The sequence below is a fragment of the Sphingomonas sp. BL-S-29 genome (assembly GCF_055521495.1).
The window spans coordinates 3,952,008-3,977,954 of the sequence record NZ_CM145482.1 but is presented as its reverse complement, the minus strand read 5'-3'; the positions used below and the strand labels follow the sequence as shown (position 1 = coordinate 3,977,954).

The following is a 25,947-nucleotide window of genomic DNA, read 5'->3' as shown; positions in this document are numbered from 1 at the left end:
GGGTTTCGTCGGCAAGGTCAGCCTTCCTCGATCGTGCGGATATCTTCAGGTCCGACCGCCAGCTCGCGCCAGTCGAGTTCTTCCTGAAGCACCTCATAGGCATCTTCGCCGATCTTCTCCTCGTCGCGGAGGGCGAGCAGCCGGTCGCGCTGCGCGGTGATGGCGGTCCGCTTCAACTTCTGGCGCTCCTCGAAGACGGTGCAGGCGTCGGCGTCGATCAACGCGTCCCGGTCGATCTCGAGCTGGCGGCGCGTTTCCTCGGCGACCTTGCCCCTGGCATCGGCGATCGCCTCCAGGGCCACGTCGGCGAGGGATTTCCGGGCATTGGCCATCTCGCGCTCCTCGGCGCCGCCGTCGTGCAGCTTGAGCAGCCGGATCAGCGGCGTCAGGGTCAGGCCCTGCACGACCAGCGTCGCCAGCACCACGCCGAAGGCGGCGAGCAGGATCATGTCGCGCGCCGGAAAATCGGCGGGCAGGGCGAAGGCGGTCGCCATCGTCACCAGCCCACGCATGCCGCACCAGCCGATCACGATGCTCTGCGCCAGGCTCGGCGCCTTCAGGGGGCCGCGGATCGCCGCAAAATGTCGCGCGAGCCGGTTGTAGAGCACTACCCACGCGATACGGGTCACGACGACGCCCGCGACGACCAGCCCCGCGAACTTCAGCGCCTCCTGCAATCGCTCCGGCCGCATGTCGCCGACGATCTCGCGCACCTGCATGCCCATCAGCAGGAAGGCGAGCACGTTGAGCAGGAACACCACGCCGCCCCACACCGCGAAGGACTGGATGCGGTTGCGCGCGCTGGCGCGCACGATCGGGGAACTGGCGAGGTACATCGCCATCGCGACCACGCACAGCACGGCGGACAGGCCGAGCCGGTCGGCGATGATCCACACCAGGAAGGTGTTGACGAACTCGAGCAGGTTTCCGCCGAGCGTTCCGCGCGTGTACGGCACGACAAAGCGATGGACCCAGCCGCAGGCGATGCCGAGCGCGATGCCGCCCGGCACCGCCAGGCCCAGGCGCAGCGCCACGCCGCCATCGATCCCGCCATGGCTCTGGACCGCGAGCGCGGCACTGAACAGCAGCAGCGCGGTCGCATCGTTGAGCAGGCTTTCGCCGGTCAGCACCTCGACCGTGCGGCGCGGCAGCTTGGCGGATCGCAGCACCGTGGTCGCGGCCGCGGCATCGGGCGGCGCGACGATCGCGCCCAGCGTGATCGCCGCCGCGATCGGCAATCCGGCGAAGGTCCAGCCGATCCAGGCGACCACCGCGGTGGTCAACAGCACCGCGCCGACCGCCAGCGCGAGCAGCGGGCGCCACAAGGTGCGGATCGCGGCGAGCGGAAAATCGAACGCGGCGTCGACCAGCACCGGCGCGATGAACAGCGCCAGCGCGGTATGTCCGTCGAGGCGAATCACCGGGCTGCCCGGAATCAGCGCGACGATCACCCCCGCGGCGGCCAGCATGGTCGGATAGGGAATCCAGGTGCGCCGCGCCACCTGCAGGAGCAGGATCGCCATCAGCAGCAGCGCGATCAGGCTTTCGAAAAAGGTCACGGCGCAATCCTAACCCGCTCGAGGCGCTATCGTCCAACCCTGGATTGGTTCCAGTTCGGGTCTGGGAAAATCCTTGTCTGCGCTGTCCCGATATCGGACTCGGGTTCACCAAATTCGGGGCTGGCGCGAATCGTAAACGCGGCGTTAACTGTTCCGCATGGCCCAGCATCTCGCCCTTGCGGCTACCGCCGCCCGTCACCCGTTCCGCCGCCGGCTCGTCTCGGCACAGCCGGCGAGTCCGTCGCGGCCGCGCAACGACGATCAGGATCTGAAGCTGTTCGCGCTGAGCTTCACGGCCTTCTTCATCTGCATCTACACCTTCATCTTCTGAAGGCCGGCGCGGCACGATCACGCATCGATTCAAAGAAGACGGCGATCGTCGCAGGATGATGGCGGATGGCGCTCGTGGCGCCAACCCGCTGTTTCTCATCGCTGGCGAAGAGGGATTTCGCTGTTATGCGCGGATGAATTCCCTGTTATCGGGTAACAGGGAATTGGCATTAACACTCTGAAAAAAATAGAAAATGTCAAAGAAGGCCGGCTAAAACGGTCGAGAAAAATGAAAATTCCCTGGAATGCCCCCCTAGACTGAGACATGAAATAAGAGAGAGCTCTCTGGATGGAGGGCAAGAATGTCGAAGGACCATCGACGACGGCACGACCGGGGGTTCAAGCTGTGGGTTGTGGGTCGGATTGAGTCGGGCGAGCGGGTGTCAGCCTTGTCGCTCGAGTTGGGGATCAGGGATAATCTGCTGTACCGGTGGCGCAATGCGGTGCGGGCGGGCGGGGAGCAGGCGCTGCGCGATCCGGGTCGTCCGGGGCGCGTAGCGGATGCGATGGCTAGCCAGGCGGCGGTTGGTGAGATCCGCGATGTTGCCACAGCGCAGCGTCAGATCGAGGCCTTGCAGCGCAAGATCGGCGAGCAGCAGGTGGCGCTGGATTTTTTCAAAGGCGCCTTGCGGCGTATCGAGGCGTCACGCCAGCCGAGCGACGGTGCTGGCGAGACGACGTCTTCGCCGAGATCCAGGCGATGACGGGTTCGCAAGGCGAGGGATCGGCGCTGTCGACAGAGGCGCTGTGCCAGTTGGCCGGGGTAAGCCGGGCCAGCTATTACCGGCGCTGGCGCGAGCATGCGCCAAAAGTGGAAGAGACGGCGCTGCGCGATCAGGTGCAGCGGCTGTGCCTGGCGCAGCGCTTCTATGGCTATCGCCGGATCACCGCGCTGCTCAGGCGTGACGGTTGGTGCGTCAACCACAAGCGGGTGGCCCGGCTGATGCGCGAGGACAATCTGCTGTGCCTGCGGGGTCGGACGTTCCGGCCGGCGACGACGGATGCGCGGCACGGCTGGCGGGTGTGGCCCAATCTGGCGCGCGCGATGCAACCGATGGCGATCAACCAGCTATGGGTGGCGGACATCACCTATGTCCATCTGGCCGAGGCGTTCGTCTATCTGGCGGTGATCCTCGACGCGTTCAGCCGCAAGGTGGTCGGCTGGGCGATGGCGGACCATCTGCGCGCCGAGCTGGCGCTCGAGGCGCTCGCCATGGCGCTGGAGCGACGCAGGGTGACCGCGGACGGTCTGGTCCATCACTCCGACCGAGGCGTGCAATATGCTTGCGGCGCGTACATCGCCCGGCTCGAAGCCGCCGGCATCATCCCCAGCATGAGCCGTGCGGGCTGCCCTTACGACAACGCCATGGCCGAGAGCTTCATGAAGACCCTGAAGCAGGAGGAGGTCGACGGTACCGGCTATCGCGACCTCGCCGACGCACGCGAGCGGATCGGGACCTTCATCGAGCAGGTCTACAATCGCCAGCGCCTGCACTCCGCCTTGGCCTACAGGTCGCCCGACGAGTATGAGGAAACCATGCGAAGGGCTGCTGCGCAGCAGCCCTTCAAACAAGCAACCGAGCTCTCTCTAATTAACGTGTCTCACTAAAGGGGGTCACTCCACCCTGTTACTTCCCTGTTACGGGGCAGGAACAGGGAATTTCGGCGATCCGGGAACGACCGGCCTAATCGCAGGCCAGATGGAGCTTCTGCGCCAGCCAGGCCGAGACCAGGCACATGCCGGCGACCACGAACAACATGTTGTCGGGCGTGACGCCGAGCGCCGACGCGCCCAGCACCAGCAGCGTCCCGACCACCATCGCGCCTGAATTGACGACATTGTTGGCAGCGACGGTGCGCGCCGTCTGGTCCTTGGTCACCGTGGTGGTGAGGAAGGTGTAGAGCGGAACCACGAACATGCCACCAGTGATCGCGATGCCCATCAACACCAGTACGAGCGGGATCGCGCGGGGGATCTGGAAGAAGGCGACCCAGTCGTACAGCGTGCCCGCCGGCGCGGCCGGCCAGGCGCGGATCATCAGCGAGAAGACGACCACCATTCCCCCCATCGCGATCACGGAGGCCGGGGCGTATTTTGCCGATACCCGCCCCTTGAGCAGGGTATTGATGACGATCGACCCGATCGCGATCCCGATCGAGAACAGCGCGATGACGATGCTGGAGACCTGCGGATCGGCGGTAAGGACGTTCTTCACCAGCGGCGGGAAAGTGACGATCAGCACCGCACCGATCGTCCAGAAGAAACTGATCGCGCAGATCGCGAGGAACAGGCGCGGGATGTGCATCGTGGCGTTGATCAGCCGCCAGGAGGCGGTGAAGGGATTGTAGTTGATCGAGAGGACCGCGCCCGCGCGCGGTGCCGCGGGGATCATTCGCGCCGTGAACCAGCCGACCAGCGCGACGCAGATGCCCATGATCGCCGCGCCCTCGACGGACAGCACGCCGGCGAAGATCGTGCCCAGCAGGATGGCGAGATAGGTCGCCGCCTCGACCAGGCCGGTACCGCCCAGCACTTCGTCCGACTTCAGATGCTGCGGCAGGATCGCGTATTTGATCGGCCCGAAAAAGGTCGAGTGCGCGCCGAGGCAGAGCACGGCACCAAGCATCAGCCCGAGTCCAAGGGTCCAGAATCCGGCACGCGCCACCATCAACCCGGCCGCGCCGAGGAGCATGATGGCGATTTCCGCGGTCTTCACGATCCGGATGATCTTCGCCTTGTCGGTCGTGTCGGCGAGCTGCCCCGCCAGGGCGGACAATATGAAGAAGGGCAGGATCGCCAGCCCGGTGGCGAGCGCATTGAAGCTCTGTTCGACCTTGGGGTCGTTGAAGACCTGGTAGGTCGCGAACAGCACCATCGAAGTCTTGAAGAGATTGTCGTTGAAGGCACCGAGGAACTGGGTGACGAAAAGCGGCATGAACCGGCGCTCTTTCAGCAAGCCGAGCGCATTGAGCATGATGGGAAACGGCCTCACATGTGGCGAAATAGGGGCATCGCATAGCCGACCCGGAGACGAGGCGGCAACCGAATAGTCGGTAACCGCCGTGCCGGCCCCTGGCTGTGGCCCTTTCTCGAGGCCCGACTCCAGCTTGCGGGGGAGGGCGCCGGCTCCTAGGGTCGGTGGCGATGCTGACCCTGCCCAATATCCTCACCCTCTCGCGGATTCTCGCGGTGCCGCTGCTCGTCGGCTTCCTGTGGTGGCCGGCTTGGCCGGCGGGCTATGCGATCGCCTTCGCGCTCTATTGCTTGATGGGCATCACCGATTATTTCGACGGCTATCTCGCCCGGTCGAAGGGCACCGTCTCGAAGCTCGGCATCTTTCTCGATCCGATCGCCGACAAGATCATGATCGCGTCGGTGGTGCTGATGCTGGTCGCGACGCGCGACATCGCGGGCTGGTCGCTGATCGCCGGCATCATCATCCTGCTGCGCGAGATCGCCATTTCGGGCCTGCGGGAGTTCCTGGCCCAGCTACAGGTCTCGGTGCCGGTGTCGAAGCTGGCCAAATGGAAGACGACCTTGCAGCTCGTCTCGCTCGGCGGGCTGATCCTCGCCGGCGCCTTGCCCGCCTTTCCCTGGATCCAGACCTTCAGCATCGCCGCCCTCTGGGGCGCCGCGGTACTGACCCTGGTCACTGGCTGGGACTATCTGCGGGTCGGCCTGAAGCACATGGACTGAACGCCGTCATGGCGATCGACCTGCTCTATTTCTCCTGGGTGCGCGAAGCGATCGGCACCGGCAGCGAAACGGTGAACCCACCCGAAGGACTGGCGCGGGTCACGGATCTGATCGACTGGCTGGCGACGCGCAGCGACGGCCATGCCCAAGCCCTGGCCGATCGCGGCCGGCTGCGCGCCGCCGTGGACCAGGTTTTTGTCGGCCTCGATTCCCCGCTCGGGACTCCGCGCGAAGTGGCGATCTTCCCGCCGGTGACCGGGGGATGATCCGCGTCGCCGTCCAGCACGAGCCGATCGACCAGTCCGCCGAATTCGCTGCGATCACCGCGGCGGGCGTCGGCGGGATCGCCACCTTTGCCGGCGTGGTGCGCGCCGATGACGGCGTCACCACGCTGGAGCTCGAACATTATCCCGGGGCGACCGAAGCCGCGCTGCGCAGTCTCGCGGAGGAAGCGGCCGGCCGATGGGGCCTTGCCGCGGCAAGCGTGGTGCACCGGGTGGGCGTGATGCGACCGGGCGAGCTGGTGGTGTTCGTCGGCACGGCGGCGGCGCATCGCGGCGCGGCGCTCGAATCCTGCGCCTTCCTGATCGATCGCCTGAAGACCGAGGCGCCCTTCTGGAAGCGCGAGACGCGCGGTGACGAAGCGCGTTGGGTGGAACCGCGCGACGGCGACACGCATGCCGCCGCGCGATGGGACAAGCCCTAGCCCAGCTCAGCCCAGCTTGGGCAGCAGCACGCCGTTGACGACATGCACCACGCCGTTCGACTGGCGGACATCGGGCACTTCGACATAGCTCTTGTTGCCGTTGACGTCGGTGATCTGGATCGCGCCATTGAGATCGGTGACGGTCAGGGGCTCGCCCTCGACGGTGGTCAGCTTCGCGGTGCCGCCGCCGGCGGTCATCTGCTGCTTGAGCTGCTCGAGCGTGATCGCGCCGGGCACGACATGATAGCTGAGCACCTTGACCAGCGTGGCCTTGTTCTCGGGCTTCATCAGCGTGTCGACGGTGCCGGGCGCGAGCCGGCCGAACGCGTCATTGGTCGGCGCGAACACGGTGAAGGGGCCGGGGCCGGCCAGAGTCGCGTCGAGGCCCGCTGCCTTTGTGGCGCTGACCAGGGTGGTCAGGTTCGGCGCGGCAGCGGCGTTTTCCGGGATCGGCTTGGCTGCGTCCATCGCGGCGCCGCCGACGGCCGGGTTCGGAGCCGCCTCGGCTGCGGGAGCGGCCGGCGCGGCGGGGGCAGGGGCGGCCTGAGGGGGACGCGCTTCAGCGGACGCGACCATCAACAGGCCGGACATCGCCACAACCGGAAGCTTGGTGGAAAATTTCATCAGTCTCTCCAGCTAATCGAATGCGCGCAGAGGTGACGCACAGGACAAGATACGGTCCGGCGGCTGATTGGTTTCACAAACCGCAGGCTACTGCGCCTCGGCAAGTACCTCCGCGAGCAGGTGGAAATCCTTTTCGCGGGGGGAGGCACGGCGCCACACCAGCGCGATACGGCGTGCAGGATTTGCGGCATCCAGTGGCCGTGCGGTGAGTCCCGTGTGGTCGAGGATGCCCGCCTTCAGCGCCATCTCGGGCAGCAACGTCACGCCAAGCCCGTTGTCGACCATCTGGACGATGGTGTGCAGCGAGGTGCCCATCATCGTTGCCTCGGCGCGCAGCTCGGGCCGGTTGCAGGCCGCGAGGGCATGGTCCTTCAGGCAATGCCCGTCCTCGAGCAGCAACAGCCGGTCCTCATTGATGTCATCGGCATGCATTGCCCCGGTCGCGCTGCCGATCTCGCCTTCGGGGCCGGCGACGAACAGCCGGTCGTCGAACAGGAATTGCGACGCCACCTCGCCGCACGCATAGGGCAGGGCCAGCAGCACGCAGTCGGTGCGGCCATTGTGTAGCCCCTCGCACGCCGCCCCGCTCGGCTCCTCGCGCAGGAACAGCTTCAGGTCGGGATAGTCGCGGCGGAGCCGCGGCAGGATACGCGGCAGCATGAAGGGCGCGATGGTCGGGATCACGCTCATCCGCATCTCGCCCGACAGCGGCCGCCCGGCGGCGCGGGCCAGGTCGCCCAGTTCCTCCGCCTCGCGCAGCACCCGGCGCGCCTTGTCGGCGATCCGGTCGCCCAGCGGCGTGAAGCGCACCACGCGGCGGGTGCGCTCGACCAGGGTCACGCCGATCAGCGTCTCCAGCTCGCGGATGCCGGCGGACAGGGTCGACTGGGTAACGAAGCACGCATCCGCCGCCCGGCCGAAATGACCATGGTCCTTCAGCGCCACGAGATATTGCAGCTGTTTCAAGGTCGGCAGGTAAGTGGCCATAATCGCCTCAATCGATCAACACGGCCTAAATAACCTGTTGGATCGATCAAACGCCAGCCTTATATGCACTTCAGCACAGACGGCGAATCAATCGCCGCGTCGCGAGGATGCCGAAGGCCGACCCATTTCTTGAGGAGGCCAATATGCTTACTGTCGGTGACAAGCTCCCCGAATTCACCGTTCCCGTCCAGCAGGGCATCGACGCGCTCCCCGCCGGCGAGACGCTCAGCCAGGATGCGTTTCCGGGCCGCTGGAAGATCCTGTTCTACTGGCCGAAGGACTTCACCTTCGTCTGCCCGACCGAAATCGTGGGTTATGCCGCGCTCAAGGACGATTTCGCCGATCGCGACGCCGTGCTGATCGGCGCCTCGACCGACACCGCGCACGTTCATCTGGCCTGGCGCAAGTCGGATCCGGATCTGGCCGCTGCCGACTTCCCCTGGCTGGCGGATAATGGCGCGGTCCTCGCGTCGAAGCTCGGTATCCTCGATGCCAACGAGCATGTCGCTTACCGCGCGACCTTCATCATCGACCCGGACAATGTCATCCAGGCGGTGCAGGTCAACGGTCTGAACGTCGGCCGCAACCCCGCCGAGACGCTCCGCGTGCTCGACGCGCTGCAGACCGACGAGCTCTGCCCGTGCAACTGGAACAAGGGCGACGACGTCCTCCAGGTTGCCGGGTAATTGACGAACGTTGAAGGGGCGCGGGGCCAGCGGCCTCGCGCCCCTTCGCTTGATTGGAGTACATCATGTCGCTCAAGGAATTCGCCGCTACGCTGCCAGATTTCGCCAAGGATATCCGGCTGAATGTCGGCTCGCTGCTCAACGAAGCGCATCTGCCCGACCAGCAGAAATACGGCCTGCTGCTCACCTGCGCGCACGGCTCGGGCTACAAGCCTTTGGTCGATGCGACGGAGGCCGAAGTGGCCGACAAGCTTTCGCCCGAGGCAGCTAATGCGGCCCGCGCGGCGGCGGCGGTGATGGCGATGAACAATGTCTATTACCGGTTCACGCATCTCGCCGGGAACAAGGAATATCTCACCATGCCGGCCAAGCTGCGCATGAACGTGATCGGCGCGCCGGGCATCGACAAGGTCGATTTCGAGCTGTTCAGCCTCGCCGTCTCGGCGATGAATGGCTGCGGCATGTGCATCGACGCGCATGAGAATGTGCTGAAGAAAGCTGGCGCCACCGCCGAGGCGATCCAGACCGCCGTGCGTATCGGCGCGGTGATGACGGCGGTCGCGACCGTGCATGCAGCAGTGAACTGACTTCCCTATAAAGCCCCTCCCCTTCAGGGGAGGGGTTGGGGTGGGGCAGTCCCGCATATGCCAACGCCGTTGGAAGTCGGAAGCCCCCACCCCCTGCCCCTCCCCTGAAGGGGAGGGGAGCAAGAAGTTACTTCATCACCGCCGCCCAGATCGTATAGGCGCTGGTCACCGTCAGCAGCCCGCCGACCATCGCCATCAGTAGCCGTGCCGGTACCCGCTTTGCCAGCAGCCCGCCGAACGGCGCTGCGATCAGGCCGCCGATCAGCAGGCCTACCGTCTGCAAGGTGAAGGCCGCGAACCCCATGGTCGCGATGAACGTCGCGGAAATGGTCGCCGTCAGGAAGAATTCCGATGTGTTGACCGTGCCGATCGTACTGCGCGGGCTCGCGCCCTGAACCAGCAGATTGGACGTCACCACCGGCCCCCAGCCGCCGCCGCCCGCCGCATCGAGGAAGCCGCCGACCAGGCCGAGCGGCTCGATGATCTTCGGCTCGCGCGGCTCGACCCGGCCGCGCCAGGCACGAAAGAGCAGGTACAGGCCGATCGAGGCGAGATAGGCCATCACGAACGGTTTCGCGACCGCGGCATCGACATTGCTCAGCACATAGGCGCCGAGCGCCCCGCCGATCACGCCGGGGATGACGAGGCGGCGGAACAGCTTCCAGTTGACGTTCTTGTGGAAGATATGGCTCGCGCCCGATGCCGCGGTGGTGAAGGTCTCCACCGCATGCACGCTGGCGGAGGCGAGTGCGGGGGGCACGCCGAGAAAGCTCACCAGCAGCGTGTTGTTGATCACGCCAAAGGCCATGCCCAATGCCCCGTCGACCATCTGCGCGGCAAAGCCGACCGCGATATAGGGCAGCACGGTTTCCACGGTCGCGAGCGTAACGTCGAACATCAGGGCAAACTCTCCGACCGATTTGCGCCGAATTCGCCGTTCCTGCCAAATCCTACAAGCAAGATAGGGTTTATGCCTCGAAAGTTAGCGGCAGTCCGGTCCTTTAATTCGCCGTATTGAGCGCCTAGATACGGGCGCTGCAAAGGGGACGCGAGATGATGGAGCGATTGATCGCCTATCTCGATTCGATCAAGGCGCGCGATCCCGCGCCTCGGTCTCGACTGGAAATTCTGACCTATCCGGGCGTGTGGGCGCTTGCCTGGCACCGCGTCGCGCATCGCCTGTATGGCGCGCGATTCTATTTCCTCGCCCGGCTGGTGAATCATTTCTCGCGCGCCTTCACCGCGATCGACATCCATCCAGGCGCGAAGATCGGGCGCAATTTCTTCATCGATCACGGCTTCGTCGTGATCGGCGAGACGGCGGAGATCGGCGACAACGTCACCATCTATCAATGCGTCACGCTGGGCGGCACCAGCCCCGACAATGGCGTCGCGGGCAAGCGCCATCCGACCATCATGGAGGGCGCGATCATCGGATCGGGCGCCCAGGTGCTCGGGCCGATCACCGTTGGCCGCGGCTCTCGCATCGGCGCGAACGCGGTGGTGACGCGCGACGTGGCCGAAGGCGCGGTCATGGTCGGAATTCCCGCGCGCGCGACGATGATCGAGGGCGGGCAGAAACCGCAGGAATTCCTCGCTTACGGCACGCCGTGCAAGGACATGTTCGATCCGCAGACCCAAAAGCTGGAACTGCTGCGCTGCGAACTGGAGACCATGCGCAAGCGGCTCGATGCGCTGCTCGCCGAGTCCGAACCCAAGCGCAAGAACGTGCGCGATCGTGCCTGACGGGCAGGGCGCAAAGGCCTGATGGGGACGGTAACCCCTTTTCCGCTGCCGCAGGGACGCGCCGGCCAGGTCGGCTTCGAACGCCTCGAACTCACTCGTATCCTCGATCTCTATGGCCGGATGGTCGCCGCCGGCCATTGGCGCGACTATGCGATCGAACTGGGCAGCGACGCCGCGATCTTCGCTGCCTTCCGCCGCGCGGCCGAGCGGCCGGAATACCGCATCCAGAAACATCCCGCCCAGCGCAACCGCCAGGGCATGTGGTCGCTGGTCAACGAAGCGGGTGTCGTCTTGAAGCGCGGGCACGAACTCGCGCCCGTGCTGGCACCGCTGGAGCGCCGGCTGATGAAGCTCGTGGATCTGTAAAAAAGAACCCCGGCGGCCCAAGGGCTGCCGGGGGCAGTTTGGCTTGGCAGGTTCTTGCGTCAGGCGGTGGCCATTGCCCCGACTGGCGGAAGTTTTTCACTCAGGCTGCCCAGCGTGCCGACGACGAGCCGGCGCATCGGGTGCCAGAAGGCGGAGAGCGTCAGCAGCGCCGAGCCGATCACCAGCGCGGTGAAGGCCCAGGCCAGTTCTACCGCGCCCGCCGTAAGGAACAGCGAGTACATCGCGTACAGGACATAGGCGAGGCTGGAGACCAGCAGCGCGCGACGGTCGACCGCGAGCGCGACGAAGGCGAAGACGAGGTAGAGCACGAGCACGATCGCCGCGATGTCGAGCGTGATGGTCTCGTTGAACACGCCGAGCATGTGGAACACCGGATGTGCGATCAGCGGCGCGGCGGCGAGATGCAGCCAGAAGGCGACGTCCGAGCGGCGCGTGCGGCGCTCCCGGTCCGACACGTCCCACCACATTGCCAGCGCGAACACGGCAAGGCCGCCGGCGAGCAGGATCGGATAGATCGCGTCCTTCGCCGCCGGAATCGCCGCGAGTGTCAGCGCCACCGCGACCGCGACCAGGGCGGCCGCGCCGGCCGCGACGGTGATCGGCACCATGAAGCGCTTCCAGTGCACCCATGCCGCGCCGGCGGCGACCAGGCCGATGCCGGCGCCGATCACTGCATTGGTACGGTCCGAGAGGTCCGGGTCGATTTCCACCATGACGCCGATCAGGGTCGCGGCGACGCCGCCGACAAAGGCGATCAGCAGCAGGATGCTGGGCAGGGCCATGCGGCGCTGCCGGGTGAAATATTCCGCGAGCCCCCACGCGGCGATGGCAACGAGTGCGCCGGCGAGCGGCTTGAAGACCGACTCGCCGATCCAGGCCAGCGCGACGAGCACGAGCCCGACCGCGATGGCGACGAAGATGTCGTTGAACCCGCTGAGAAGCTTGAAATGCTCCTCGTCCACCGCCGGTGCCGAATGGCTCCGGGCGACATGGCTGCGCAGGGCCGCGGCAGCTTCGCGGGAGATGGCCCCCGCCGCTACCGCGTCGTCAAGATCGCTCTCGCTGTACATGGCATTCCTCCTGTTGTTGCGGGAGGAATATCACGAGTGTATTGCCATGGCAATACAGTGCTACAGTTCAGCCGCCTTGGAGCTTCCTCAGGATCGACATGGCCTGTTCGCCACCGGATTGCGGGGTCATCTCGCCGGTGCGGTCGACGATCTCGCTCCAGTGCGCAGCGATGCCTTCGGGACTGAGCTCGTCGCCGGTCAGCAGCTTGCCCTGGGTCAGGGTGACATAGGCCGCCTGGAACACGCCGGCGCCCGCGCCGACGATCATGTTGGTCGGCGCATCCTCGGACACGAGATACAGCGCGGCGGGAACGGCCTTTTCCGGGGCGAACGCCTGGAAGGCCTCGGGCGGAAACAGGTCCTCGGTCATGCGCGTGCCTGCGGTCGGGGCGATCGTGTTGACCTTGATGTTGTTCTTGGCGCCTTCGAGATAAAGCGTCCTGGCGAAGCCGGCGAGGCCGAGCTTGGCGGCGCCGTAATTGGTCTGGCCGAAATTGCCGTACAGGCCGGTGGACGAGGCGGTCATCAGGATGCGGCCGTAATTCTGCTCGCGCATCGTCTCCCACGCGGCCTTGGTGACATTGGCCGAGCCGATCAGATGGACATCGACGACGAACTTGAAATCGGCCGGCTCCATCTTCGCGAAGCTCTTGTCGCGCAGCACGCCGGCATTGTTGATCAGGACGTGGACGCCGCCCCATTTCTCCTTCGTCTTGGCGACGAGTTCGACCATGTGATCATATTCGGTGACGCTGCCGCCATCGGACATGGCTTCGCCGCCGGCCGCCTCGATCTCGGCGACGACCTTCAGCGCTGCGTCGGAATGGCCGGTGCCGTCGCGCGACCCGCCCAGATCGTTGACGACGACCTTTGCGCCGCGCTTCGCCAGTTCGAGCGCATAGGCGCGGCCCAGGCCGCCGCCTGCGCCGGTGACGATCGCGACACGGTCCTTGAAACTGATGGTCATGCGGGCGCTCCCAAAGATGATGGAGCGCTTCCTATTCTATCGCACCGTCAAGGCAAGTGGTGGCGGGCGCTTCCTAGCGCCCGCCCGACATATCAGCGTCCGCCGCGCTGCATGCACTTGTCGAACTGGCCGCGCTTGCAGATCGGGTATTTCGCCAGCGGCGGGGGCGCGGGGAAGGCCTGGTCGGGCGAAGGCGCCTGGACGAAGGTCGGCTTCACGCCCGGCTGCGGCGTGCCCGACAATGCCGGCTGGCTGGGCTGATAGCCGCCGACGGGATCGGGTGTCGTCGCCGCATCGGTGGTGGCTGCCGTCTGCGGGGCGGGCGTTTCCTGCGCCACCGCCGGCATTGCGACCGCAAGAGCGGCCAAGAGCATGAGTTTCATCACTGTCTCCTGCATTTTCAAGCGCAGGCTGTCGCCCACGCCCGCCCCAAACGCGCGGGCGGGCGCATGGCTCCACTGTTTCGCAACCGATTCGACGCTGGCCTAGGCCCCCGAATCCAGTGCGTAGCCGGCAGACCGGACGGTCCGGATGATATCCGGACGGTTCGTCCCATTAATCGCCTTGCGCAGGCGGCGGATGTGCACGTCGACAGTGCGCGATTCGATGTCCGAATCATGCCCCCACACCGCATCGAGCAGGCGCTCGCGCGAGAAGACCCAGCCCGGATGCTCGAGGAAATGCTTGAGCAGGCGGAACTCGGTCGGGCCGAGCGGCACGACTTCGCCCGCGCGGCGGACCTTGTGGCCGACCGTGTCCATCTCGACATCGCCGTACGTGAGCTGTTCGCCCGCGAGCGCCGGCCGCACGCGGCGCAGCACCGCGCCGACCCGTGCGACCAGTTCGCGCGGCGAGAAGGGCTTGGTCACATAATCGTCGGCGCCGGTCTCAAGCCCGCGCACGCGATCCTCTTCCTCGCCGCGTGCGGTGAGCATGATGATCGGCACGTTCGCCGTCTCGGGCATGCGGCGCAGGCGGCGGCACACTTCGATCCCCGAAAGCCCCTCGACCATCCAGTCGAGCAGCACGATATCGGGGGTCTGTTCCTTGGCGAGCAGCAGGGCTTCCTCGCCATCCGGGGTCTGCTTGACCTCGAAATCCTCGCGCTTGAAATGATAGATCAGGAGTTCGGCAAGCGCCGCATCATCCTCTACCAGCAGCATTTTCGCTCGGGCCATCGGTCTTGCTCCTTCAGATCGTTTCGATCGTCGCGCGGTCACGCTCGGCCATGTGCGTGCCCGTTGCGGCATAATATACCATTTCGGCAACATTGGTCGCGTGGTCGCCGACACGCTCCAGATTCTTGGCAATGAACAGCAGGTGGGCGACCTGGCCGATCGTCTTCGGGTTCTCCATCATGTGCGTCACGAGCACCCGGAAGAGACTGTTGTAGAAATCGTCGACTGCCTTGTCGCGCTCGCACACCGAGACCGCAGCCTCGGCATCGCGCGCGGCAAAGGCGTCGAGCACGTCATGGACGAGGGCGGCGGCGAGCGTGGCCATCGCCGGCAGCACCGATAGCGGCTCGATCTCGCCATGGCTGTCGATCAGCGGCACGCGCTTGGCGATGTTCTTGGCGTAATCGCCGATCCGCTCGACCACGCCGGCAATCTTCAGCGCCGCGACTACCTCGCGCAGGTCGACCGCCATCGGCGCGCGCAGCGCAATGATGCGCACGGCAAGCTGCTCGACCTGCATTTCCAGCGCGTCGATCTTCTTGTCGTCGGCGACGATCTTCGCGGCGCCTTCCAAGTCGTGCCGCTGCAGCGCCTCGATCGCCGAGCCGATCGCCTGTTCGGCGAGCCCGCCCATCTCCGCGATCAGGCCGCGGAGCTGCCCGATATCGTCGTCGAAAGCCTTTACCGTATGTTCGCTCACTGAATATGTCCCGTGGCTCAGCCGTACCGGCCGGTGATATAGTCCCTGGTGCGCTCCTCGCGCGGGTTGGTGAAGATGTCGGACGTCGCACCATATTCGATCAGCGTGCCGAGATGGAAAAACGCCGTGCGCTGCGACACGCGCGCCGCCTGCTGCATGTTGTGCGTCACGATCACGATGGCGTAGCGGCCCTTCAATTCGTGGATCAGCTCCTCGATCTTGGCGGTGGCGATCGGATCGAGCGCCGAGCAGGGCTCGTCCATCAGGATCACTTCTGGGTCGACGGCGATGGCGCGGGCGATGCACAGCCGCTGCTGCTGGCCGCCCGATAGCGCCGTGCCGCTGTCCTGCAGCCGGTCCTTCACTTCCTCCCACAGGCCGGCGCGCTTCAGCGACTGCTCGACGATGCCGGTAAGCTGGCTCTTGTTCGATGCGAGGCCGTGGATGCGCGGGCCATAGGCCACATTCTCGAAGATCGACTTGGGGAAGGGGTTGGGTTTCTGGAACACCATGCCGACCCGGGCGCGAAGCTGCACCACGTCCATTTCGGGCGCATAGATGTCCTCGCCGTCAAGCCGGATGTCGCCGGTCACCTTCGCGCTGGCGACGGTGTCATTCATCCGGTTGAGCGTGCGCAGGAAGGTCGATTTGCCGCAGCCCGACGGGCCGATGAACGCCGTCACGAGATCCTGGTCGATGTCGATCGACACGTCGTTGATCGCCTGCTTCTTGCCGTAGAAGACGTTGACGTGGTTGGCCGTCATCTTGAGATGTTGAGTCATTACCAGCGGGTCTCGAATTTGTTGCGGAAGTAGATCGCGACGCCGTTCATCGCGAGCAGGAAGACGAGCAGCACGATGATCGCCGCGCTGGTCTTCTCGACGAAACCGCGATTGACCTGATCGGACCAGAGGAAGATCTGCACCGGCAGCACCGTCGCGGGATCGGTCAGCCGGTCGGGCGGGGAGGCGATGAAGGCACGCATGCCGATCATCAGCAGCGGCGCGGTCTCGCCGAGCGCGCGCGCCATGCCGATGATCGTGCCGGTCAGGATGCCGGGCAAAGCGAGCGGCAGCACATGGTGGAACACTACCTGCACCGGCGAGGCGCCGACCGCGAGCGCGGCATCGCGGATCGAGGGCGGCACGCTCTTGATCGCGTTGCGCCCGGCGATAACGATCACCGGCATCGTCATCAGCGCAAGCGTGAGGCCCCCGACGATCGCCGCCGAGCGCGGCAGATGGAAGGTGTTGAGGAACACTGCCAGGCCAAGCAGGCCGAAGATGATCGACGGCACCGCCGCAAGGTTGTTGATCGAGACTTCGATCAGGTCGGTCCAGCGATTCTGCGGCGCATATTCCTCGAGGTAGAGCGCGGAGAGCACGCCGATCGGGAAGGCCAGCAACAGGGTGACGATCATGGTATAGATCGATCCCTTCAGCGCGCCCCAGATGCCGACCATGGTCGGGTCGGTCGAATCCGCTTCGCGCAGGAAGGACAGGTTGAAGCCGGTGGTCAGCACACCCGCCGCCTTCAGCTTCGCCACCTGCGCCTCGGCCTCGGGGAATCCTTCACCCTTGGCGGCGATGTCGATCGAGTCAGATGCCGGGACCGCGATCGTCGCCCGGCCGCGCAGCAGCGTCGGATCGGCCTTCACCGCGGCACGGACGCTCAGCCATGCGCCATCGGAGATCAGCCGGTCGCCATCCTTGCCGAAGGCGGCGATCGCCGCGCCATCGGTCGCGCCCTGAATGCCGGCCCCGGCCAGCGCCAGGTCGGCGCCCGGACCCGACAGCCGCGTCGCATCGAGCGTCAGGCCGGCCCTGGGAAAGTCGACCGGCAGCTTGATCTCGGTGCGGCTGAAGCCGCCAATGCCGTTCGCCAGCATCGTGGCGAGCAGGAAGACGAGGAAGCCCGCCGACAGCAGCACGGCCGCGAGCCCGAGCAGCTTGAACCGGCGTTCGGACCGATAGCGGCGGCGGATGCGGCGCTGCATTGCCTCGGCACGCCAGTCGGTCGGTGCCTTTTCGGGCAGGAGACTATTCATTCATAGGCCTCCCGATACCGTTTCACGACCGTGAGCGCGACGATGTTGAGCAGCAGCGTCACGATGAACAGCGTCAGTCCCAGCGCAAAGGCGGCGAGCGTCTTGGGGCTGTCGAACTCGGCCTCGCCGGTCAGCAGGTCGACGATCTGCTTGGTCACGGTCGTCGCGCTGGCGAAGGGGTTGAGCGTCATGGTGGCGACGCCCGAGGCGGCCATCACCACGATCATCGTCTCGCCGATCGCCCGGCTGACCGCAAGCAGGACGCCGCCGACAACGCCGGGCAGCGCGGCGGGCAACAGCACCCGGCGGATCGTCTCGGACGAGGTCGCGCCCATGGCGAGGCTGCCGTCGCGCATCGAGGAGGGCACGGCCGCGATCGAATCGTCGGCCATGGAGGAGACGAAGGGGATGATCATCACCCCCATCACCAGACCGGCAGCGAGCGCGCTTTCCGACGACGCCCAGGTCACGCCGAGCGACACGGCGAGATCGCGCACCGCGGGCGCCACGGTCAACGCGGCGAAATAGCCGTAAACGACGGTCGGCACGCCCGCCAGGATCTCGAGGGTCGGCTTCATCCAGGCGCGCACGCGCGGCGCGGCATATTGAGTCAGATAGATCGCGCTCATCAGCCCGAACGGGATCGCAACGATCATCGCGATCACCGCGCCGATGAAGAAAGTGCCCCAGAACAAGGGCACCGCGCCGAGCGCCGAGCCGGGGTCGTTGGCCGGGATCACCTGCGGGCTCCAGTGTGTGCCGAACAGGAAATCGCCGATCGGCACCATGCGGAAGAAGCGCGCCGATTCGAACAGCAACGATGCGACGATGCCGAGCGTCGTCAGGATCGCGATCAGCGATGCGGCGAGCAGCAGCACCATCACCACCCGCTCGATCTGGGTCCGCGCGCGAAAGGCCGGGCGAATGCGCGTAAAGGCCCAGGCGCCTGCCGCGAACGCCAGCAGCAGGGCGGCGGCGCTGCCGATCCAGTCATAACGCTTCTGCGCCGAGGCATAGGCCGGCGCGAGCGTTTGCGAGAGCGGGTTGAAGGTACCGAAGCTCCGCCCGGCGGCGAGATTGCGCGCCTCGGACAGGACCGACGCGCGCTCGAACCGGTTGGCCGGCAATTGCGCCGCGGCGGGCGTTTCCAGCACCGCGTCAGTGACGAGCGCCGGGGAAACCGACGACCAGATCGCGAGAAACAGGGCGGCCGGCAGCACCGTCCACATCGCGACATAGGTGCCATGATGCGACGGCAGCGAACTGAACCGCGCGCTGCTGTCGCGCCGGAAGCTCACGGCGCGGACGCGCGCGGTCAGCCAGCCGATCAGCCCCAGCCCGGCGATCAGGAAAAGAAGGGCAAGGGCCGACATCTAGTGGAGCTTGCTCGGGTCGAGCAGAGTCTCGTGCTTGATGATCGATACCGATTGCGCGCGAACCTCTGGCGGGGAGGCAATCAGCCCGCGCCTCACCAGTGGTCCGCTCGGGTTCCACAGCTTCGAATATTCGACGAGGAAGCGGCGCAGGCCGGGGATCGCGTTGAGGTGCGCCTTCTTGACGTACAGGAACAACGGACGCGATCCGGGATAGCGATCCTGCGCGATCGTCTCATAGGTCGGTTCGATGCCGTTCAGCGGCACGCCGTTCACCTCGTCGCGATTTTCCTCGAGATAGGAATAGCCGAAGATGCCGATCGCGCTCGGGTTGGACTGCAGCTTCTGGACGATCAGATTGTCGTTCTCGCCGGCATCGATATAGGCGCCGTCCTCGCGCACCCGGCTGCAGACCTTGTCGTAAGCGTCCTTGTCCGTCTCTTTCAGCGGCTTCATCGCGGGTATCGCGGTTTCGCAGCCCTTGTTGAGGATCAGCTCGGTCAGCGCATCGCGCGTGCCGCTGGTTGCGGGCGGACCGTAGATCTGGATCGGCGTCGCCGGCAGCGCCGGATTCACCTCGCGCCAGGTGCGCGCGCTGTTCTTCGCTCCCATCGGGCTGGCCGCCATCGCCTTGAACAGGTCGACCGGGGTCAGCTGGAATTTGGGGCCATTGTTTGCCTCGGCAAAGGCGATGCCGTCGAGCCCGACCTGGATTTCCAGCAGGTCGCCGGCACCGTTCGCCTTGCAGGTCGCATATTCGGACGCCTTCATGCGGCGTGATGCCGCCTCGATATCGGGATGCGCGGCGCCGATGCCGGCGCAGAACAGCTTCATGCCCGCGCCCGTGCCGGTCGATTCGATCACCGGCGTCCGGGCGTTGGGGCTCGAGTTGATGAATTGCTCGGCCACCAGGGTGGTGAAGGGAAAGACGGTCGACGATCCCACCGCCCTGATCTGATCGCGCGAACCCGCGCCGCCGCCATTCGCCTGGTCCTCACAGGCCGAGAGGGCGAGCGCGCTGAGAGCGAGAATCAGGGTGGTCCGTGTCACGTGGAGCGTTTCCTCGGGAGCAATTCCTGAGTCGCGCTAGCAGCGCGATCAACGCGCCTGTGTGACAGTTGCGTTACCGTTTGATGACACCCGCTCCGTGAGCGGGAAGCAGCACGGTCACGGTAGTGCCCTTGCCGACGATACTGGCGATATCGAGGCGTCCGCGATGCCGCTCGACGATATGCTTGACGATCGCCAGACCCAGGCCGGTGCCGCCCGCCGCGCGGCTGCGCCCGGCGTCGACCCGGTAGAATCGTTCGGTCAGCCGGGGGATATGCTCGGGCGCGATGCCGTCGCCTTCATCGGCCACGCTGATCCGCACCATGCCCGTCTGGTCGCGCCACAGCCGGACCGACACCGGTGCGCCGGGCCGGCCATATTTGATCGCATTGCCGATCAGATTGTGGAGCACCTGGCTCAGCTGCGCGCGGTCGCCGGCGACGGCCGGCACGTCCGCGGCGATATCCGCCACGATCTCGTTGCCGCGCGCATCGCGCGCGTCGAGCAGTTCAGTCCGCACTTCGCCGATCAGATCGCGCAGGTCGACCGCGCTGTCCGGCAGCCGGTATTTCTCCGCCTCGATCCGGCTGAGCGAGATCAGATCCTCGACCAGCCGCTGCATCCGCCGCGATTCGTCGAACATGATCTTCAGGAAGCGGCTGCGCACGGCCCTGTCGGCGCCGGCCTCTTCCTCGAGGGTTTCGATATAGCCGAGGATCGAGGCGAGTGGCGTGCGAAGTTCGTGGCTGGCATTGGCGACGAAATCGACGCGCATGCGCTCGGCGGCATAATTTCCCGTCTGGTCGATCAGATGGACGATGCGCTGGCCGCCCGCGGCGCGCCCGACATGCATTTGCCAACGCTGATCGAGCGTGCCGAGCCCGACCAGGTCGATCGGTCCCTGCGGCACGCTGCCGGCCGGGCCGGCAAGCCGTTCCGCGGCGGCAGGATGACGGATCGCAAGGCGTACATCCTCGCCCACGATATGTCCGCCAAGCAGCGCACGCGCCGACATGTTCGCATGAGTGACGCGGCCCTGGTTGATGATCAGCACCGGCTCGACGACCGCCTCGATCACCTCGATGATCTCCGGCACTGCGGGGGCCGTCGGGTCGGTCTTGGCGTTCGATGCCTCGGTCGTTTCGTCGCCCGCGCCGGCCGCGAGCAATGCGGCGGCGATGCCGCCGACCAGGGTGACGAGCGTCGCCGGGACGTCCGACGAGATCAACAACACCGCGCCCGCCGCGACGATGGCGATGACGATGGCAGTGACTGTACGATGGCCGAACCCGGTGAGCATTGTCGCTCCTCTACCCATTCCTCTCCGGCCCGGCCAGCCTTGCTCGCCGCGTCATTCGGTCATGCGCGATGGCGGCGCGGTCATGTTGGCGTCATCCAGCTTTCACCGGGCAGGCTTACCTCACTCACGGCGCGGCGACGACTCGCGCCCGGAGGGACGCGGCAATGCAGCTATCAGCGATGCCGCCCAAGCCGCGCTTTGCGCGAGACGCGATCCGATGAACGAGATCCCCTCCTTTCGACGCCGTAACGTCGCGCTCAGTGAAGAGATCGCGCTGCGCGAGGGGCTGAGCCGCTTCATCGGAAATCGCCTGCGCGACCAGGATGCGCGCGAGGACATCGTCCAGGAAACCTATCTGCGCTATTATGTCTATGCCGAGCGCCGATCGGTCGCGAACGTGGCGGCGCTGTGTTACGCGATCGCGCGCAACCTGATGCATGATCATTTTCGCCGCATGCGCGCGGCACCGCCCTCGGCGGCGCTGTGCGATACGATTGCTTGCGACTATCCGCGCGCGGATACGGTGCTCGATTACCGGCAGCGGGTGACGATTCTCGTCCAGGCGTTGCGCGAGATGCCGCCGCTGCGCCGCGAAATCTTTCTGCGCCGCCGGTTGGACGACATGCCGATCGCGATCATCGCCGCCGACCTGGAGATGAGTCGCGCCGCGATCGAGAAGCATTGCACGCGCGCGGTTGCCGATCTGCGTTTCGCGCTAGAACAGCGGGGCCTGCCGGCCGGGGCGCGGCCGTAACCTGACTCGCCGGCGGCGCGACATGCCGCGCCGCGCGAGAAATCTCTGTCCGGATCGTCGCGCTTTTCCGTCTTCTCCTGTGAGGACGCGCGGTGCCGGTGCCCAGCGACCATGAGAATTTCCAGACTCGCCTTCCGCGACATTTTCGACCGCGGAAGTGAGTGCGTGCGGTGTGCGTATCACCTTTCTGCAACGGGAGATTGTATGGGAAGCCTATTTCAAACGGCATGCGGATCGCATGACAAAAGGTCGCGAGGGCGCATCGCTGCCTCGCCGGTTCGGGCCTGGTTGGGCGCAGCCATCGGGGCTTTCATGCTGCTGAACGCCGGATCGGCACTGGCGCAGGGATGGCCGGCGCCGGTCGCGCCGCTGCCGGCACTGGCAACGGCGCTGGACAAGCGGTTTCAGCCCGCGGTCGATTTCGATACGGACGTCTGCTTCAACGTTTCGGCCGTCAACAGTTCGGGCGGCATCAGCGCGGGCGCTTCCACCTACGCCACCCGGCCGCCGGCGTCGTGCCGCAACGCCAATTACCTCAGCCAGAGCAACGTGTATTCGCGAAGCCGCTGCAACAACGGCTTTTGCGCGCGTGTCTACAGCTATTTCTGGCAGTCGGACTTTTCGCACGCCTATGATTGGGAATCGGTTATCGTCTGGACCACCGACCAGGGCACCGGCAGCACCGTGGTGGGTGTCACGCGCGGCGATCATGGCGGGTGGGACACCCGCGCCACGAGCGGCGGCCAGCTGCGCTTCGTCAGCGATTCCAGCGGCCAGCACGTCAAGATGGTCTATCATTACGAGACCTGGGGCTTTTCCCATCTCTGGCGCTTCTCCAAGACCGATAATGGCGACGAGCCGCCCGAGAACGGCACGGGCAGCTGGGTGATCCAGCCGCTGGTGAGCTGGAAGGGCTATCCCTCGATCAGCGTCCGCGACACCGTGTCGAACTTTAATTTCGCCGGCACGAATTTCGACAACAAGGAGTCCCGCTTCTCAGGCGTCCTGGCGGCTGCGTTAAACACGAGCATCACGCCGGGGTTCAATCCCAACCTCGATTCCGGCACCGATTCCCCGGGCTGCCCGTCCGGATCGACCATCTGCTAACCTGGTTCGCCCCGCGCTGGATCCGGCGCGGGGCGGATCCGTCCAGGCTCCACCGGAGTTCGCATGCCACAGGACAACGAGAAGTCGAAGCGGGGATGGTTGCCTGGATATGGGCTGATCGCGGCCGTGCTCGCGGTTGCGGTCTTCTGGTGCGTCCGACAGGCTTTCGAGACCAGCCGGGCGCCGGCGCCCGAAGGTGTCGTCGTGGTCCAGGCGCCGACTCCGGCGCCCGGCATTGCCGCGCCGTCATCAAGGGCAGTTCAGGCGCATGGGCCAGATCTTCCCGCGGCGCGCGAGATAGCGGTCGCGCATGTGCGCCAGGCCTATCCCAGGCTTTTGGATGTGGCGCTGGGATGCAGCGTCGACGAGTGCGCGCTGACGGCAACGATTCCGCCTCCGACCGGCGATGACGATGTGAAAAAGCGGGAGGAGCTGTTGCTCGGCGGGCTCGCGGCCACCCTCAGTGCCGATGGATACAGGATGCTCGGGCCGGTTCGGATGGACGAGATCGACGACAGTAAATTCCGTATTCGGGCATCGATACCGCTGGAGGCGAAACCGGCGGGACACATCGGACAAGGCTCGTAGTTCCAACGGGCCTCGGCTTGATGCGAAGGCCGGGCTGATAGTCCGGGTCATGCGTCACTGCGGCGATCAGGAAGGTGTGCCGGAGCAGCCGGATCGACGAGATGGGCACGCGACGCCGCGGGTTCGAAGGGGTCGGCGAAATATTGCGTTTCCCGGGCGACCAGGCCCTTGTCGAACTCCATGATACTGACGGCATAGGAGGGAATGCCATCATAGCTGAGCATGAATTCCGTAACCCATAGATCCCCGTCGCCGACGATCCGGTTGACGGTGAATCGTTTCCTGTTCGGCTGAAGATACCGGCTCTCCCGGATATTGCGCCGACCGCGAATGCGCTCGCCCGATTGGGGATAATGCAGCACCGCGTCTTCGTGATAGATATCGTGCTCGGCCTCGAAATCGCCGGCGTCCGAAGCCTCCCAATGGCGCTCCAGCGCGAGGCGCAGGCTTCGATCCGTCATCTCAAACTCCCCTGTGCTCTTGGCGGCCAGCTGAGAGATGTGGGCGCAATACCGGCGTGACTCAATCCTGTCGGGAAAGCGTGGACGGTGTGGAATCGGCCGGCCCGGATGCCGTATCGTAGGGTACGAAGCTGGTATAAACCGGTTGGGACACGGAGGACTCTGCATGGCAGCCTGGATCGCCTACAATCTTCTCGCAGGCGTGGTCGCCTATTTGTGCGGCGCGATTCCTACGGGATATTGGCTGGGGAAGCTGCTTCGGGGCATCGATATTCGAGAACATGGTTCCGGATCGACGGGTGCCACGAATGTCCTGCGAACCCTGGGCAAAGCGCCGGCCCTGGCCGCGTTGGTGATCGACCTGCTCAAGGGCTTCGCCGCCGTCGCCTTTGGCTATTGGTTCTATTCGTTGTCGGCGGTCATGGCCGCCAAGCCGCCCGTTATCGACATGAGCGCGTGGCTGCCCTGGGCGATCATGGCCGTGGCGCTGTTCGCCATTGTCGGACACAGCCGGTCAATCTTCATCCGCTTTACCGGTGGCAAGTCGGCGGCGACTGGCCTTGGCGTGCTGCTGGCCATTTCATGGCAAGTAGGGCTTGGTGCGGCGATCGTCTTCGCCGTCGTGCTGGCGCTGTCGCGGATTGTGTCGCTGAGCTCAATCCTGGCGGCACTTGCCGCATTCGTCCTCATGCAGGTGTTTCACCAGCCGGTGGCCTATATTCTTCTGGTGGCGACAGGCGCGGCGTACGTCATCTGGCGTCACCGGGCGAATATCGGCCGCCTTCTGGCGGGCACGGAGCCACGATTGGGCAGGCGGAAGCCGGTTTGAAAACGCGAAGCGGCTCGAGGAAATGTCTCGGGCTATAGCGGAAAAATCTGGTGATTCCGCTTGGCGATGGCGCGTCGGACGGGTGCTGCGAGAAGGAGCACCAGGATGACGATCATGGTATCCGCGATCCAGTCCTTGATGTCGCAATCGCGGTGCAGCGCCGGGATCGATTGCACCAGCTCGATCATCGCGCCGAAGAAGGACAGGCGTTCGGCGATCCGCAATAGCGGCGTCTGGAGATAGCCGGCAGCGGCGAGCGCGGCGAGCGTGCCGAAGGCCAGCATATGTTCGAACTTGTCGCCGAACTGATCGATCGGTGTGTGCGGCGGTTTGGGCAATACCGCCATGACCACCGCGAACAGCAACGCCCCCCAAAAGGCCAGCCGGGCCAGCATTTCGCGATCGATCAACGAGCCATCCTTTCAAGCGTGGGAATCAGGTCCGCATAGCTGTCGATGATCGCATCCGCACCCAGATCCTCCACAGGTCCCAGCAGGAAACCGAAGCTGACCGCAATGCCCGGCACCCCGGCATTTTTCGCTGCCTGGATGTCGTAGCTCGTATCGCCGACAAACGCCGCACGGCCGCCGCCGAGGCGCCGGATCATCTCGTCGATCGGAGCGCGGTGTGGCTTGGCGAAGCCCTTGCCCATGGTGTCGCCGCCGATCAGCGTATCGAAGCGGTCGCGCAGGCCGAGTTCGCTCAGCAGCTTTTCCGCTAAGCCTTCGAACTTGTTGGTGACGATGGCGGTCTTCACGCCCATCGCCCGCAATGCCTCGATCGCCTCGACCGCACCGGGGAAGGGGCGGCTCTCCACCGCGATATGCGCTTCGTAATAAGCGAGCAGCAGCTTGTAGAGGTGGCGGAACTCCTCCTCGCTGCACCCGCCGGTTGCCGCCAGCGTTCGCTCCAGCATGATCTTCGCGCCGGCGCCGATCATCGGCTTGACCTGTTCGATGGTCAGCGGCTCTCGCCCGGCCGCGGCCAGCGTATGGTTCACCGCCGCGCGCAGATCGCCGATCGTGTCCAGGAAGGTTCCGTCCAGGTCGAAACCGACGATATCGAATGAAAACTTCGTCATGGCAGCCGCGCCTGCCAGCGGCACTATGGAATTGGCAAGACAATCATGGCAGGGCCGGCCGAGTAATGCCGTTTTTTCGTTCCGGCTCGACGGAATAGGGTTCAGGTACCGTGACCAATCGACCCATCGCTGC

Annotated in this window: 32 protein-coding genes; 14 read left to right on the top strand and 18 right to left on the bottom strand. The window is 65.5% G+C overall.

All coding sequences use genetic code 11. The features are described 5' to 3' along the window. Positions 1–17: 17 nt before the first annotated feature. Entirely contained in the window at positions 18–1,559 is a 1,542-nt protein-coding gene (locus ACZ1I2_RS18810) for a cation:proton antiporter (protein ID WP_465172660.1), read from the bottom strand. A gap of 157 nt (positions 1,560–1,716) precedes the next feature. Here ACZ1I2_RS18810 and ACZ1I2_RS18805 point away from each other — a divergent pair, with 157 nt between their 5' ends. The 3 genes from ACZ1I2_RS18805 to ACZ1I2_RS18795 all read left to right on the top strand — a co-directional run bounded on the left by ACZ1I2_RS18805 (position 1,717) and on the right by ACZ1I2_RS18795 (position 3,498). Further along, positions 1,717–1,890: a hypothetical protein gene (locus ACZ1I2_RS18805; protein ID WP_465172661.1), complete on the top strand. Its 174-nt coding sequence runs from the start codon at positions 1,717–1,719 to the stop codon at positions 1,888–1,890. 301 nt (positions 1,891–2,191) lie between these two features. After that, positions 2,192–2,593 carry a transposase gene (locus ACZ1I2_RS18800; protein ID WP_465172448.1) on the top strand — a complete coding sequence of 134 codons (402 nt, stop codon included), beginning with the start codon at positions 2,192–2,194 and terminating at the stop codon, positions 2,591–2,593. Beyond that, positions 2,590–3,498, top strand: coding sequence for an IS3 family transposase (locus tag ACZ1I2_RS18795; RefSeq protein ID WP_465176237.1), 909 nt, complete (start codon positions 2,590–2,592; stop codon positions 3,496–3,498). The genes ACZ1I2_RS18800 and ACZ1I2_RS18795 overlap by 4 nt, the downstream gene beginning before the upstream one ends. 76 nt (positions 3,499–3,574) lie before the next feature. Here ACZ1I2_RS18795 and ACZ1I2_RS18790 read toward each other — a convergent pair whose 3' ends face one another. Continuing rightward, a complete protein-coding gene (locus tag ACZ1I2_RS18790) occupies positions 3,575–4,864 on the bottom strand; it encodes an MFS transporter (RefSeq protein WP_465177109.1) in 1,290 nt (429 codons plus the stop codon). A gap of 170 nt (positions 4,865–5,034) precedes the next feature. Between ACZ1I2_RS18790 and pgsA the strand changes: the two genes are divergently transcribed. Genes pgsA through ACZ1I2_RS18775 form a run of 3 tightly spaced genes read left to right on the top strand, consistent with a single transcriptional unit; the run spans position 5,035 to position 6,292 of the window. Next, entirely contained in the window at positions 5,035–5,586 is a 552-nt protein-coding gene (gene pgsA / locus ACZ1I2_RS18785; protein ID WP_465172662.1) for a CDP-diacylglycerol--glycerol-3-phosphate 3-phosphatidyltransferase, read from the top strand. An 8-nt stretch (positions 5,587–5,594) separates the two neighbouring features. After that, on the top strand, positions 5,595–5,852 hold the full coding sequence (locus ACZ1I2_RS18780) for a MoaD/ThiS family protein (RefSeq protein WP_465176238.1): 258 nt from the start codon (positions 5,595–5,597) through the stop codon (positions 5,850–5,852). Continuing rightward, entirely contained in the window at positions 5,849–6,292 is a 444-nt protein-coding gene (locus ACZ1I2_RS18775) for a molybdenum cofactor biosynthesis protein MoaE (RefSeq protein WP_465172664.1), read from the top strand. The genes ACZ1I2_RS18780 and ACZ1I2_RS18775 overlap by 4 nt, the downstream gene beginning before the upstream one ends. 6 nt (positions 6,293–6,298) lie before the next feature. Here the strand turns inward: ACZ1I2_RS18775 and ACZ1I2_RS18770 are convergent, their stop codons facing one another. Next, entirely contained in the window at positions 6,299–6,916 is a 618-nt protein-coding gene (locus tag ACZ1I2_RS18770; RefSeq protein WP_465176239.1) for a fasciclin domain-containing protein, read from the bottom strand. 87 nt (positions 6,917–7,003) lie between these two features. Next, entirely contained in the window at positions 7,004–7,903 is a 900-nt protein-coding gene (locus ACZ1I2_RS18765) for a hydrogen peroxide-inducible genes activator (protein WP_465172666.1), read from the bottom strand. A gap of 143 nt (positions 7,904–8,046) precedes the next feature. On the opposite strand from ACZ1I2_RS18765, the gene ACZ1I2_RS18760 reads away from it, so the two are divergent. Further along, a complete protein-coding gene (locus ACZ1I2_RS18760) occupies positions 8,047–8,589 on the top strand; it encodes a peroxiredoxin (protein WP_465176240.1) in 543 nt (180 codons plus the stop codon). Positions 8,590–8,654: 65 nt separating this feature from the next. Continuing rightward, positions 8,655–9,176, top strand: a complete 522-nt coding sequence (gene ahpD / locus ACZ1I2_RS18755; RefSeq protein ID WP_465172668.1) for an alkylhydroperoxidase, AhpD family — start codon at positions 8,655–8,657, stop codon at positions 9,174–9,176. Positions 9,177–9,303: 127 nt separating this feature from the next. Here the strand turns inward: ahpD and ACZ1I2_RS18750 are convergent, their stop codons facing one another. After that, the gene (locus tag ACZ1I2_RS18750; protein WP_465172669.1) at positions 9,304–10,074 is read right to left on the bottom strand and encodes a sulfite exporter TauE/SafE family protein; all 771 of its coding nucleotides are present in this window, start codon (positions 10,072–10,074) and stop codon (positions 9,304–9,306) included. Positions 10,075–10,229: 155 nt separating this feature from the next. Between ACZ1I2_RS18750 and epsC the strand changes: the two genes are divergently transcribed. Continuing rightward, positions 10,230–10,922: a serine O-acetyltransferase EpsC gene (gene epsC / locus ACZ1I2_RS18745; RefSeq protein ID WP_465172670.1), complete on the top strand. Its 693-nt coding sequence runs from the start codon at positions 10,230–10,232 to the stop codon at positions 10,920–10,922. Between the two features lie 21 nt (positions 10,923–10,943). Then, positions 10,944–11,288: a DUF2794 domain-containing protein gene (locus ACZ1I2_RS18740; protein ID WP_465172671.1), complete on the top strand. Its 345-nt coding sequence runs from the start codon at positions 10,944–10,946 to the stop codon at positions 11,286–11,288. A gap of 59 nt (positions 11,289–11,347) precedes the next feature. Here ACZ1I2_RS18740 and ACZ1I2_RS18735 read toward each other — a convergent pair whose 3' ends face one another. The 10 genes from ACZ1I2_RS18735 to ACZ1I2_RS18690 all read right to left on the bottom strand — a co-directional run bounded on the left by ACZ1I2_RS18735 (position 11,348) and on the right by ACZ1I2_RS18690 (position 20,994). After that, entirely contained in the window at positions 11,348–12,379 is a 1,032-nt protein-coding gene (locus ACZ1I2_RS18735; RefSeq protein WP_465176241.1) for a hypothetical protein, read from the bottom strand. A gap of 67 nt (positions 12,380–12,446) precedes the next feature. Continuing rightward, entirely contained in the window at positions 12,447–13,346 is a 900-nt protein-coding gene (locus ACZ1I2_RS18730; protein ID WP_465176242.1) for an SDR family NAD(P)-dependent oxidoreductase, read from the bottom strand. Between the two features lie 92 nt (positions 13,347–13,438). Then, entirely contained in the window at positions 13,439–13,729 is a 291-nt protein-coding gene (locus ACZ1I2_RS18725; protein WP_465172674.1) for a hypothetical protein, read from the bottom strand. Between the two features lie 102 nt (positions 13,730–13,831). Continuing rightward, entirely contained in the window at positions 13,832–14,524 is a 693-nt protein-coding gene (gene phoB, locus ACZ1I2_RS18720; protein ID WP_372852268.1) for a phosphate regulon transcriptional regulator PhoB, read from the bottom strand. Positions 14,525–14,537: 13 nt separating this feature from the next. Then, entirely contained in the window at positions 14,538–15,224 is a 687-nt protein-coding gene (gene phoU, locus ACZ1I2_RS18715; protein WP_465172675.1) for a phosphate signaling complex protein PhoU, read from the bottom strand. Positions 15,225–15,241: 17 nt separating this feature from the next. Further along, a complete protein-coding gene (gene pstB / locus ACZ1I2_RS18710; protein WP_465172676.1) occupies positions 15,242–16,006 on the bottom strand; it encodes a phosphate ABC transporter ATP-binding protein PstB in 765 nt (254 codons plus the stop codon). Continuing rightward, positions 16,006–17,271, bottom strand: coding sequence for a phosphate ABC transporter permease PstA (gene pstA / locus ACZ1I2_RS18705; RefSeq protein ID WP_465176243.1), 1,266 nt, complete (start codon positions 17,269–17,271; stop codon positions 16,006–16,008). The genes pstB and pstA overlap by 1 nt, the downstream gene beginning before the upstream one ends. Further along, positions 17,268–18,644, bottom strand: a complete 1,377-nt coding sequence (pstC, locus tag ACZ1I2_RS18700; RefSeq protein WP_465172678.1) for a phosphate ABC transporter permease subunit PstC — start codon at positions 18,642–18,644, stop codon at positions 17,268–17,270. The genes pstA and pstC overlap by 4 nt, the downstream gene beginning before the upstream one ends. Next, complete coding sequence (locus ACZ1I2_RS18695; protein WP_465172679.1) at positions 18,645–19,694, bottom strand: substrate-binding domain-containing protein; 1,050 nt, start codon at positions 19,692–19,694, stop codon at positions 18,645–18,647. It abuts the gene before it with no gap. A 73-nt stretch (positions 19,695–19,767) separates the two neighbouring features. Continuing rightward, positions 19,768–20,994, bottom strand: a complete 1,227-nt coding sequence (locus tag ACZ1I2_RS18690; protein ID WP_465172680.1) for an ATP-binding protein — start codon at positions 20,992–20,994, stop codon at positions 19,768–19,770. 217 nt (positions 20,995–21,211) lie between these two features. Between ACZ1I2_RS18690 and ACZ1I2_RS18685 the strand changes: the two genes are divergently transcribed. The 3 genes from ACZ1I2_RS18685 to ACZ1I2_RS18675 all read left to right on the top strand — a co-directional run bounded on the left by ACZ1I2_RS18685 (position 21,212) and on the right by ACZ1I2_RS18675 (position 23,443). Beyond that, the gene (locus tag ACZ1I2_RS18685) at positions 21,212–21,748 is read left to right on the top strand and encodes an RNA polymerase sigma factor (RefSeq protein WP_465176244.1); all 537 of its coding nucleotides are present in this window, start codon (positions 21,212–21,214) and stop codon (positions 21,746–21,748) included. Between the two features lie 312 nt (positions 21,749–22,060). Next, positions 22,061–22,855, top strand: a complete 795-nt coding sequence (locus ACZ1I2_RS18680; RefSeq protein ID WP_465172682.1) for an NPP1 family protein — start codon at positions 22,061–22,063, stop codon at positions 22,853–22,855. Positions 22,856–22,918: 63 nt separating this feature from the next. Continuing rightward, positions 22,919–23,443, top strand: a complete 525-nt coding sequence (locus tag ACZ1I2_RS18675) for a hypothetical protein (protein ID WP_465172683.1) — start codon at positions 22,919–22,921, stop codon at positions 23,441–23,443. A 47-nt stretch (positions 23,444–23,490) separates the two neighbouring features. Here the strand turns inward: ACZ1I2_RS18675 and ACZ1I2_RS18670 are convergent, their stop codons facing one another. Beyond that, positions 23,491–23,904 carry a nuclear transport factor 2 family protein gene (locus tag ACZ1I2_RS18670; RefSeq protein WP_465172684.1) on the bottom strand — a complete coding sequence of 138 codons (414 nt, stop codon included), beginning with the start codon at positions 23,902–23,904 and terminating at the stop codon, positions 23,491–23,493. Between the two features lie 166 nt (positions 23,905–24,070). Here ACZ1I2_RS18670 and plsY point away from each other — a divergent pair, with 166 nt between their 5' ends. Continuing rightward, entirely contained in the window at positions 24,071–24,733 is a 663-nt protein-coding gene (gene plsY / locus ACZ1I2_RS18665) for a glycerol-3-phosphate 1-O-acyltransferase PlsY (RefSeq protein ID WP_465172685.1), read from the top strand. A gap of 32 nt (positions 24,734–24,765) precedes the next feature. Here plsY and ACZ1I2_RS18660 read toward each other — a convergent pair whose 3' ends face one another. Together ACZ1I2_RS18660 and ACZ1I2_RS18655 are read right to left on the bottom strand one after the other, a co-directional pair. Beyond that, entirely contained in the window at positions 24,766–25,143 is a 378-nt protein-coding gene (locus ACZ1I2_RS18660) for a hypothetical protein (protein ID WP_465172686.1), read from the bottom strand. Next, positions 25,140–25,814 (bottom strand): HAD-IA family hydrolase, encoded by a 675-nt coding sequence (locus tag ACZ1I2_RS18655; RefSeq protein ID WP_465176245.1) that lies wholly within the window; start codon positions 25,812–25,814, stop codon positions 25,140–25,142. The genes ACZ1I2_RS18660 and ACZ1I2_RS18655 overlap by 4 nt, the downstream gene beginning before the upstream one ends. Positions 25,815–25,947: the final 133 nt, after the last annotated feature.

What these genes read in the sequence shown, in the direction of transcription:
- ahpD (WP_465172668.1), top strand. Translation starts at nt 8,655, where the DNA reads ATGTCGCTCAAGGAATTCGCCGCTACGCTGCCAGATTTCGCCAAGGAT.
- ACZ1I2_RS18795 (WP_465176237.1), top strand. Translation starts at nt 2,590, where the DNA reads ATGACGGGTTCGCAAGGCGAGGGATCGGCGCTGTCGACAGAGGCGCTG.
- pstB (WP_465172676.1), bottom strand. Translation starts at nt 16,006, where the DNA reads ATGACTCAACATCTCAAGATGACGGCCAACCACGTCAACGTCTTCTAC.
- ACZ1I2_RS18675 (WP_465172683.1), top strand. Translation starts at nt 22,919, where the DNA reads ATGCCACAGGACAACGAGAAGTCGAAGCGGGGATGGTTGCCTGGATAT.
- ACZ1I2_RS18730 (WP_465176242.1), bottom strand. Translation starts at nt 13,346, where the DNA reads ATGACCATCAGTTTCAAGGACCGTGTCGCGATCGTCACCGGCGCAGGC.
- ACZ1I2_RS18725 (WP_465172674.1), bottom strand. Translation starts at nt 13,729, where the DNA reads ATGAAACTCATGCTCTTGGCCGCTCTTGCGGTCGCAATGCCGGCGGTG.
- pstC (WP_465172678.1), bottom strand. Translation starts at nt 18,644, where the DNA reads ATGTCGGCCCTTGCCCTTCTTTTCCTGATCGCCGGGCTGGGGCTGATC.
- ACZ1I2_RS18750 (WP_465172669.1), bottom strand. Translation starts at nt 10,074, where the DNA reads ATGTTCGACGTTACGCTCGCGACCGTGGAAACCGTGCTGCCCTATATC.
- ACZ1I2_RS18655 (WP_465176245.1), bottom strand. Translation starts at nt 25,814, where the DNA reads ATGACGAAGTTTTCATTCGATATCGTCGGTTTCGACCTGGACGGAACC.
- ACZ1I2_RS18790 (WP_465177109.1), bottom strand. Translation starts at nt 4,864, where the DNA reads ATGCTCAATGCGCTCGGCTTGCTGAAAGAGCGCCGGTTCATGCCGCTT.
- ACZ1I2_RS18690 (WP_465172680.1), bottom strand. Translation starts at nt 20,994, where the DNA reads ATGCTCACCGGGTTCGGCCATCGTACAGTCACTGCCATCGTCATCGCC.
- epsC (WP_465172670.1), top strand. Translation starts at nt 10,230, where the DNA reads ATGATGGAGCGATTGATCGCCTATCTCGATTCGATCAAGGCGCGCGAT.
- ACZ1I2_RS18780 (WP_465176238.1), top strand. Translation starts at nt 5,595, where the DNA reads ATGGCGATCGACCTGCTCTATTTCTCCTGGGTGCGCGAAGCGATCGGC.
- ACZ1I2_RS18805 (WP_465172661.1), top strand. Translation starts at nt 1,717, where the DNA reads ATGGCCCAGCATCTCGCCCTTGCGGCTACCGCCGCCCGTCACCCGTTC.
- ACZ1I2_RS18685 (WP_465176244.1), top strand. Translation starts at nt 21,212, where the DNA reads ATGAACGAGATCCCCTCCTTTCGACGCCGTAACGTCGCGCTCAGTGAA.
- ACZ1I2_RS18765 (WP_465172666.1), bottom strand. Translation starts at nt 7,903, where the DNA reads ATGGCCACTTACCTGCCGACCTTGAAACAGCTGCAATATCTCGTGGCG.
- ACZ1I2_RS18740 (WP_465172671.1), top strand. Translation starts at nt 10,944, where the DNA reads ATGGGGACGGTAACCCCTTTTCCGCTGCCGCAGGGACGCGCCGGCCAG.
- pgsA (WP_465172662.1), top strand. Translation starts at nt 5,035, where the DNA reads ATGCTGACCCTGCCCAATATCCTCACCCTCTCGCGGATTCTCGCGGTG.
- ACZ1I2_RS18680 (WP_465172682.1), top strand. Translation starts at nt 22,061, where the DNA reads ATGCTGCTGAACGCCGGATCGGCACTGGCGCAGGGATGGCCGGCGCCG.
- ACZ1I2_RS18670 (WP_465172684.1), bottom strand. Translation starts at nt 23,904, where the DNA reads ATGACGGATCGAAGCCTGCGCCTCGCGCTGGAGCGCCATTGGGAGGCT.
- pstA (WP_465176243.1), bottom strand. Translation starts at nt 17,271, where the DNA reads ATGAATAGTCTCCTGCCCGAAAAGGCACCGACCGACTGGCGTGCCGAG.
- ACZ1I2_RS18800 (WP_465172448.1), top strand. Translation starts at nt 2,192, where the DNA reads ATGTCGAAGGACCATCGACGACGGCACGACCGGGGGTTCAAGCTGTGG.
- plsY (WP_465172685.1), top strand. Translation starts at nt 24,071, where the DNA reads ATGGCAGCCTGGATCGCCTACAATCTTCTCGCAGGCGTGGTCGCCTAT.
- ACZ1I2_RS18760 (WP_465176240.1), top strand. Translation starts at nt 8,047, where the DNA reads ATGCTTACTGTCGGTGACAAGCTCCCCGAATTCACCGTTCCCGTCCAG.
- ACZ1I2_RS18775 (WP_465172664.1), top strand. Translation starts at nt 5,849, where the DNA reads ATGATCCGCGTCGCCGTCCAGCACGAGCCGATCGACCAGTCCGCCGAA.
- ACZ1I2_RS18770 (WP_465176239.1), bottom strand. Translation starts at nt 6,916, where the DNA reads ATGAAATTTTCCACCAAGCTTCCGGTTGTGGCGATGTCCGGCCTGTTG.
- ACZ1I2_RS18735 (WP_465176241.1), bottom strand. Translation starts at nt 12,379, where the DNA reads ATGTACAGCGAGAGCGATCTTGACGACGCGGTAGCGGCGGGGGCCATC.
- phoB (WP_372852268.1), bottom strand. Translation starts at nt 14,524, where the DNA reads ATGGCCCGAGCGAAAATGCTGCTGGTAGAGGATGATGCGGCGCTTGCC.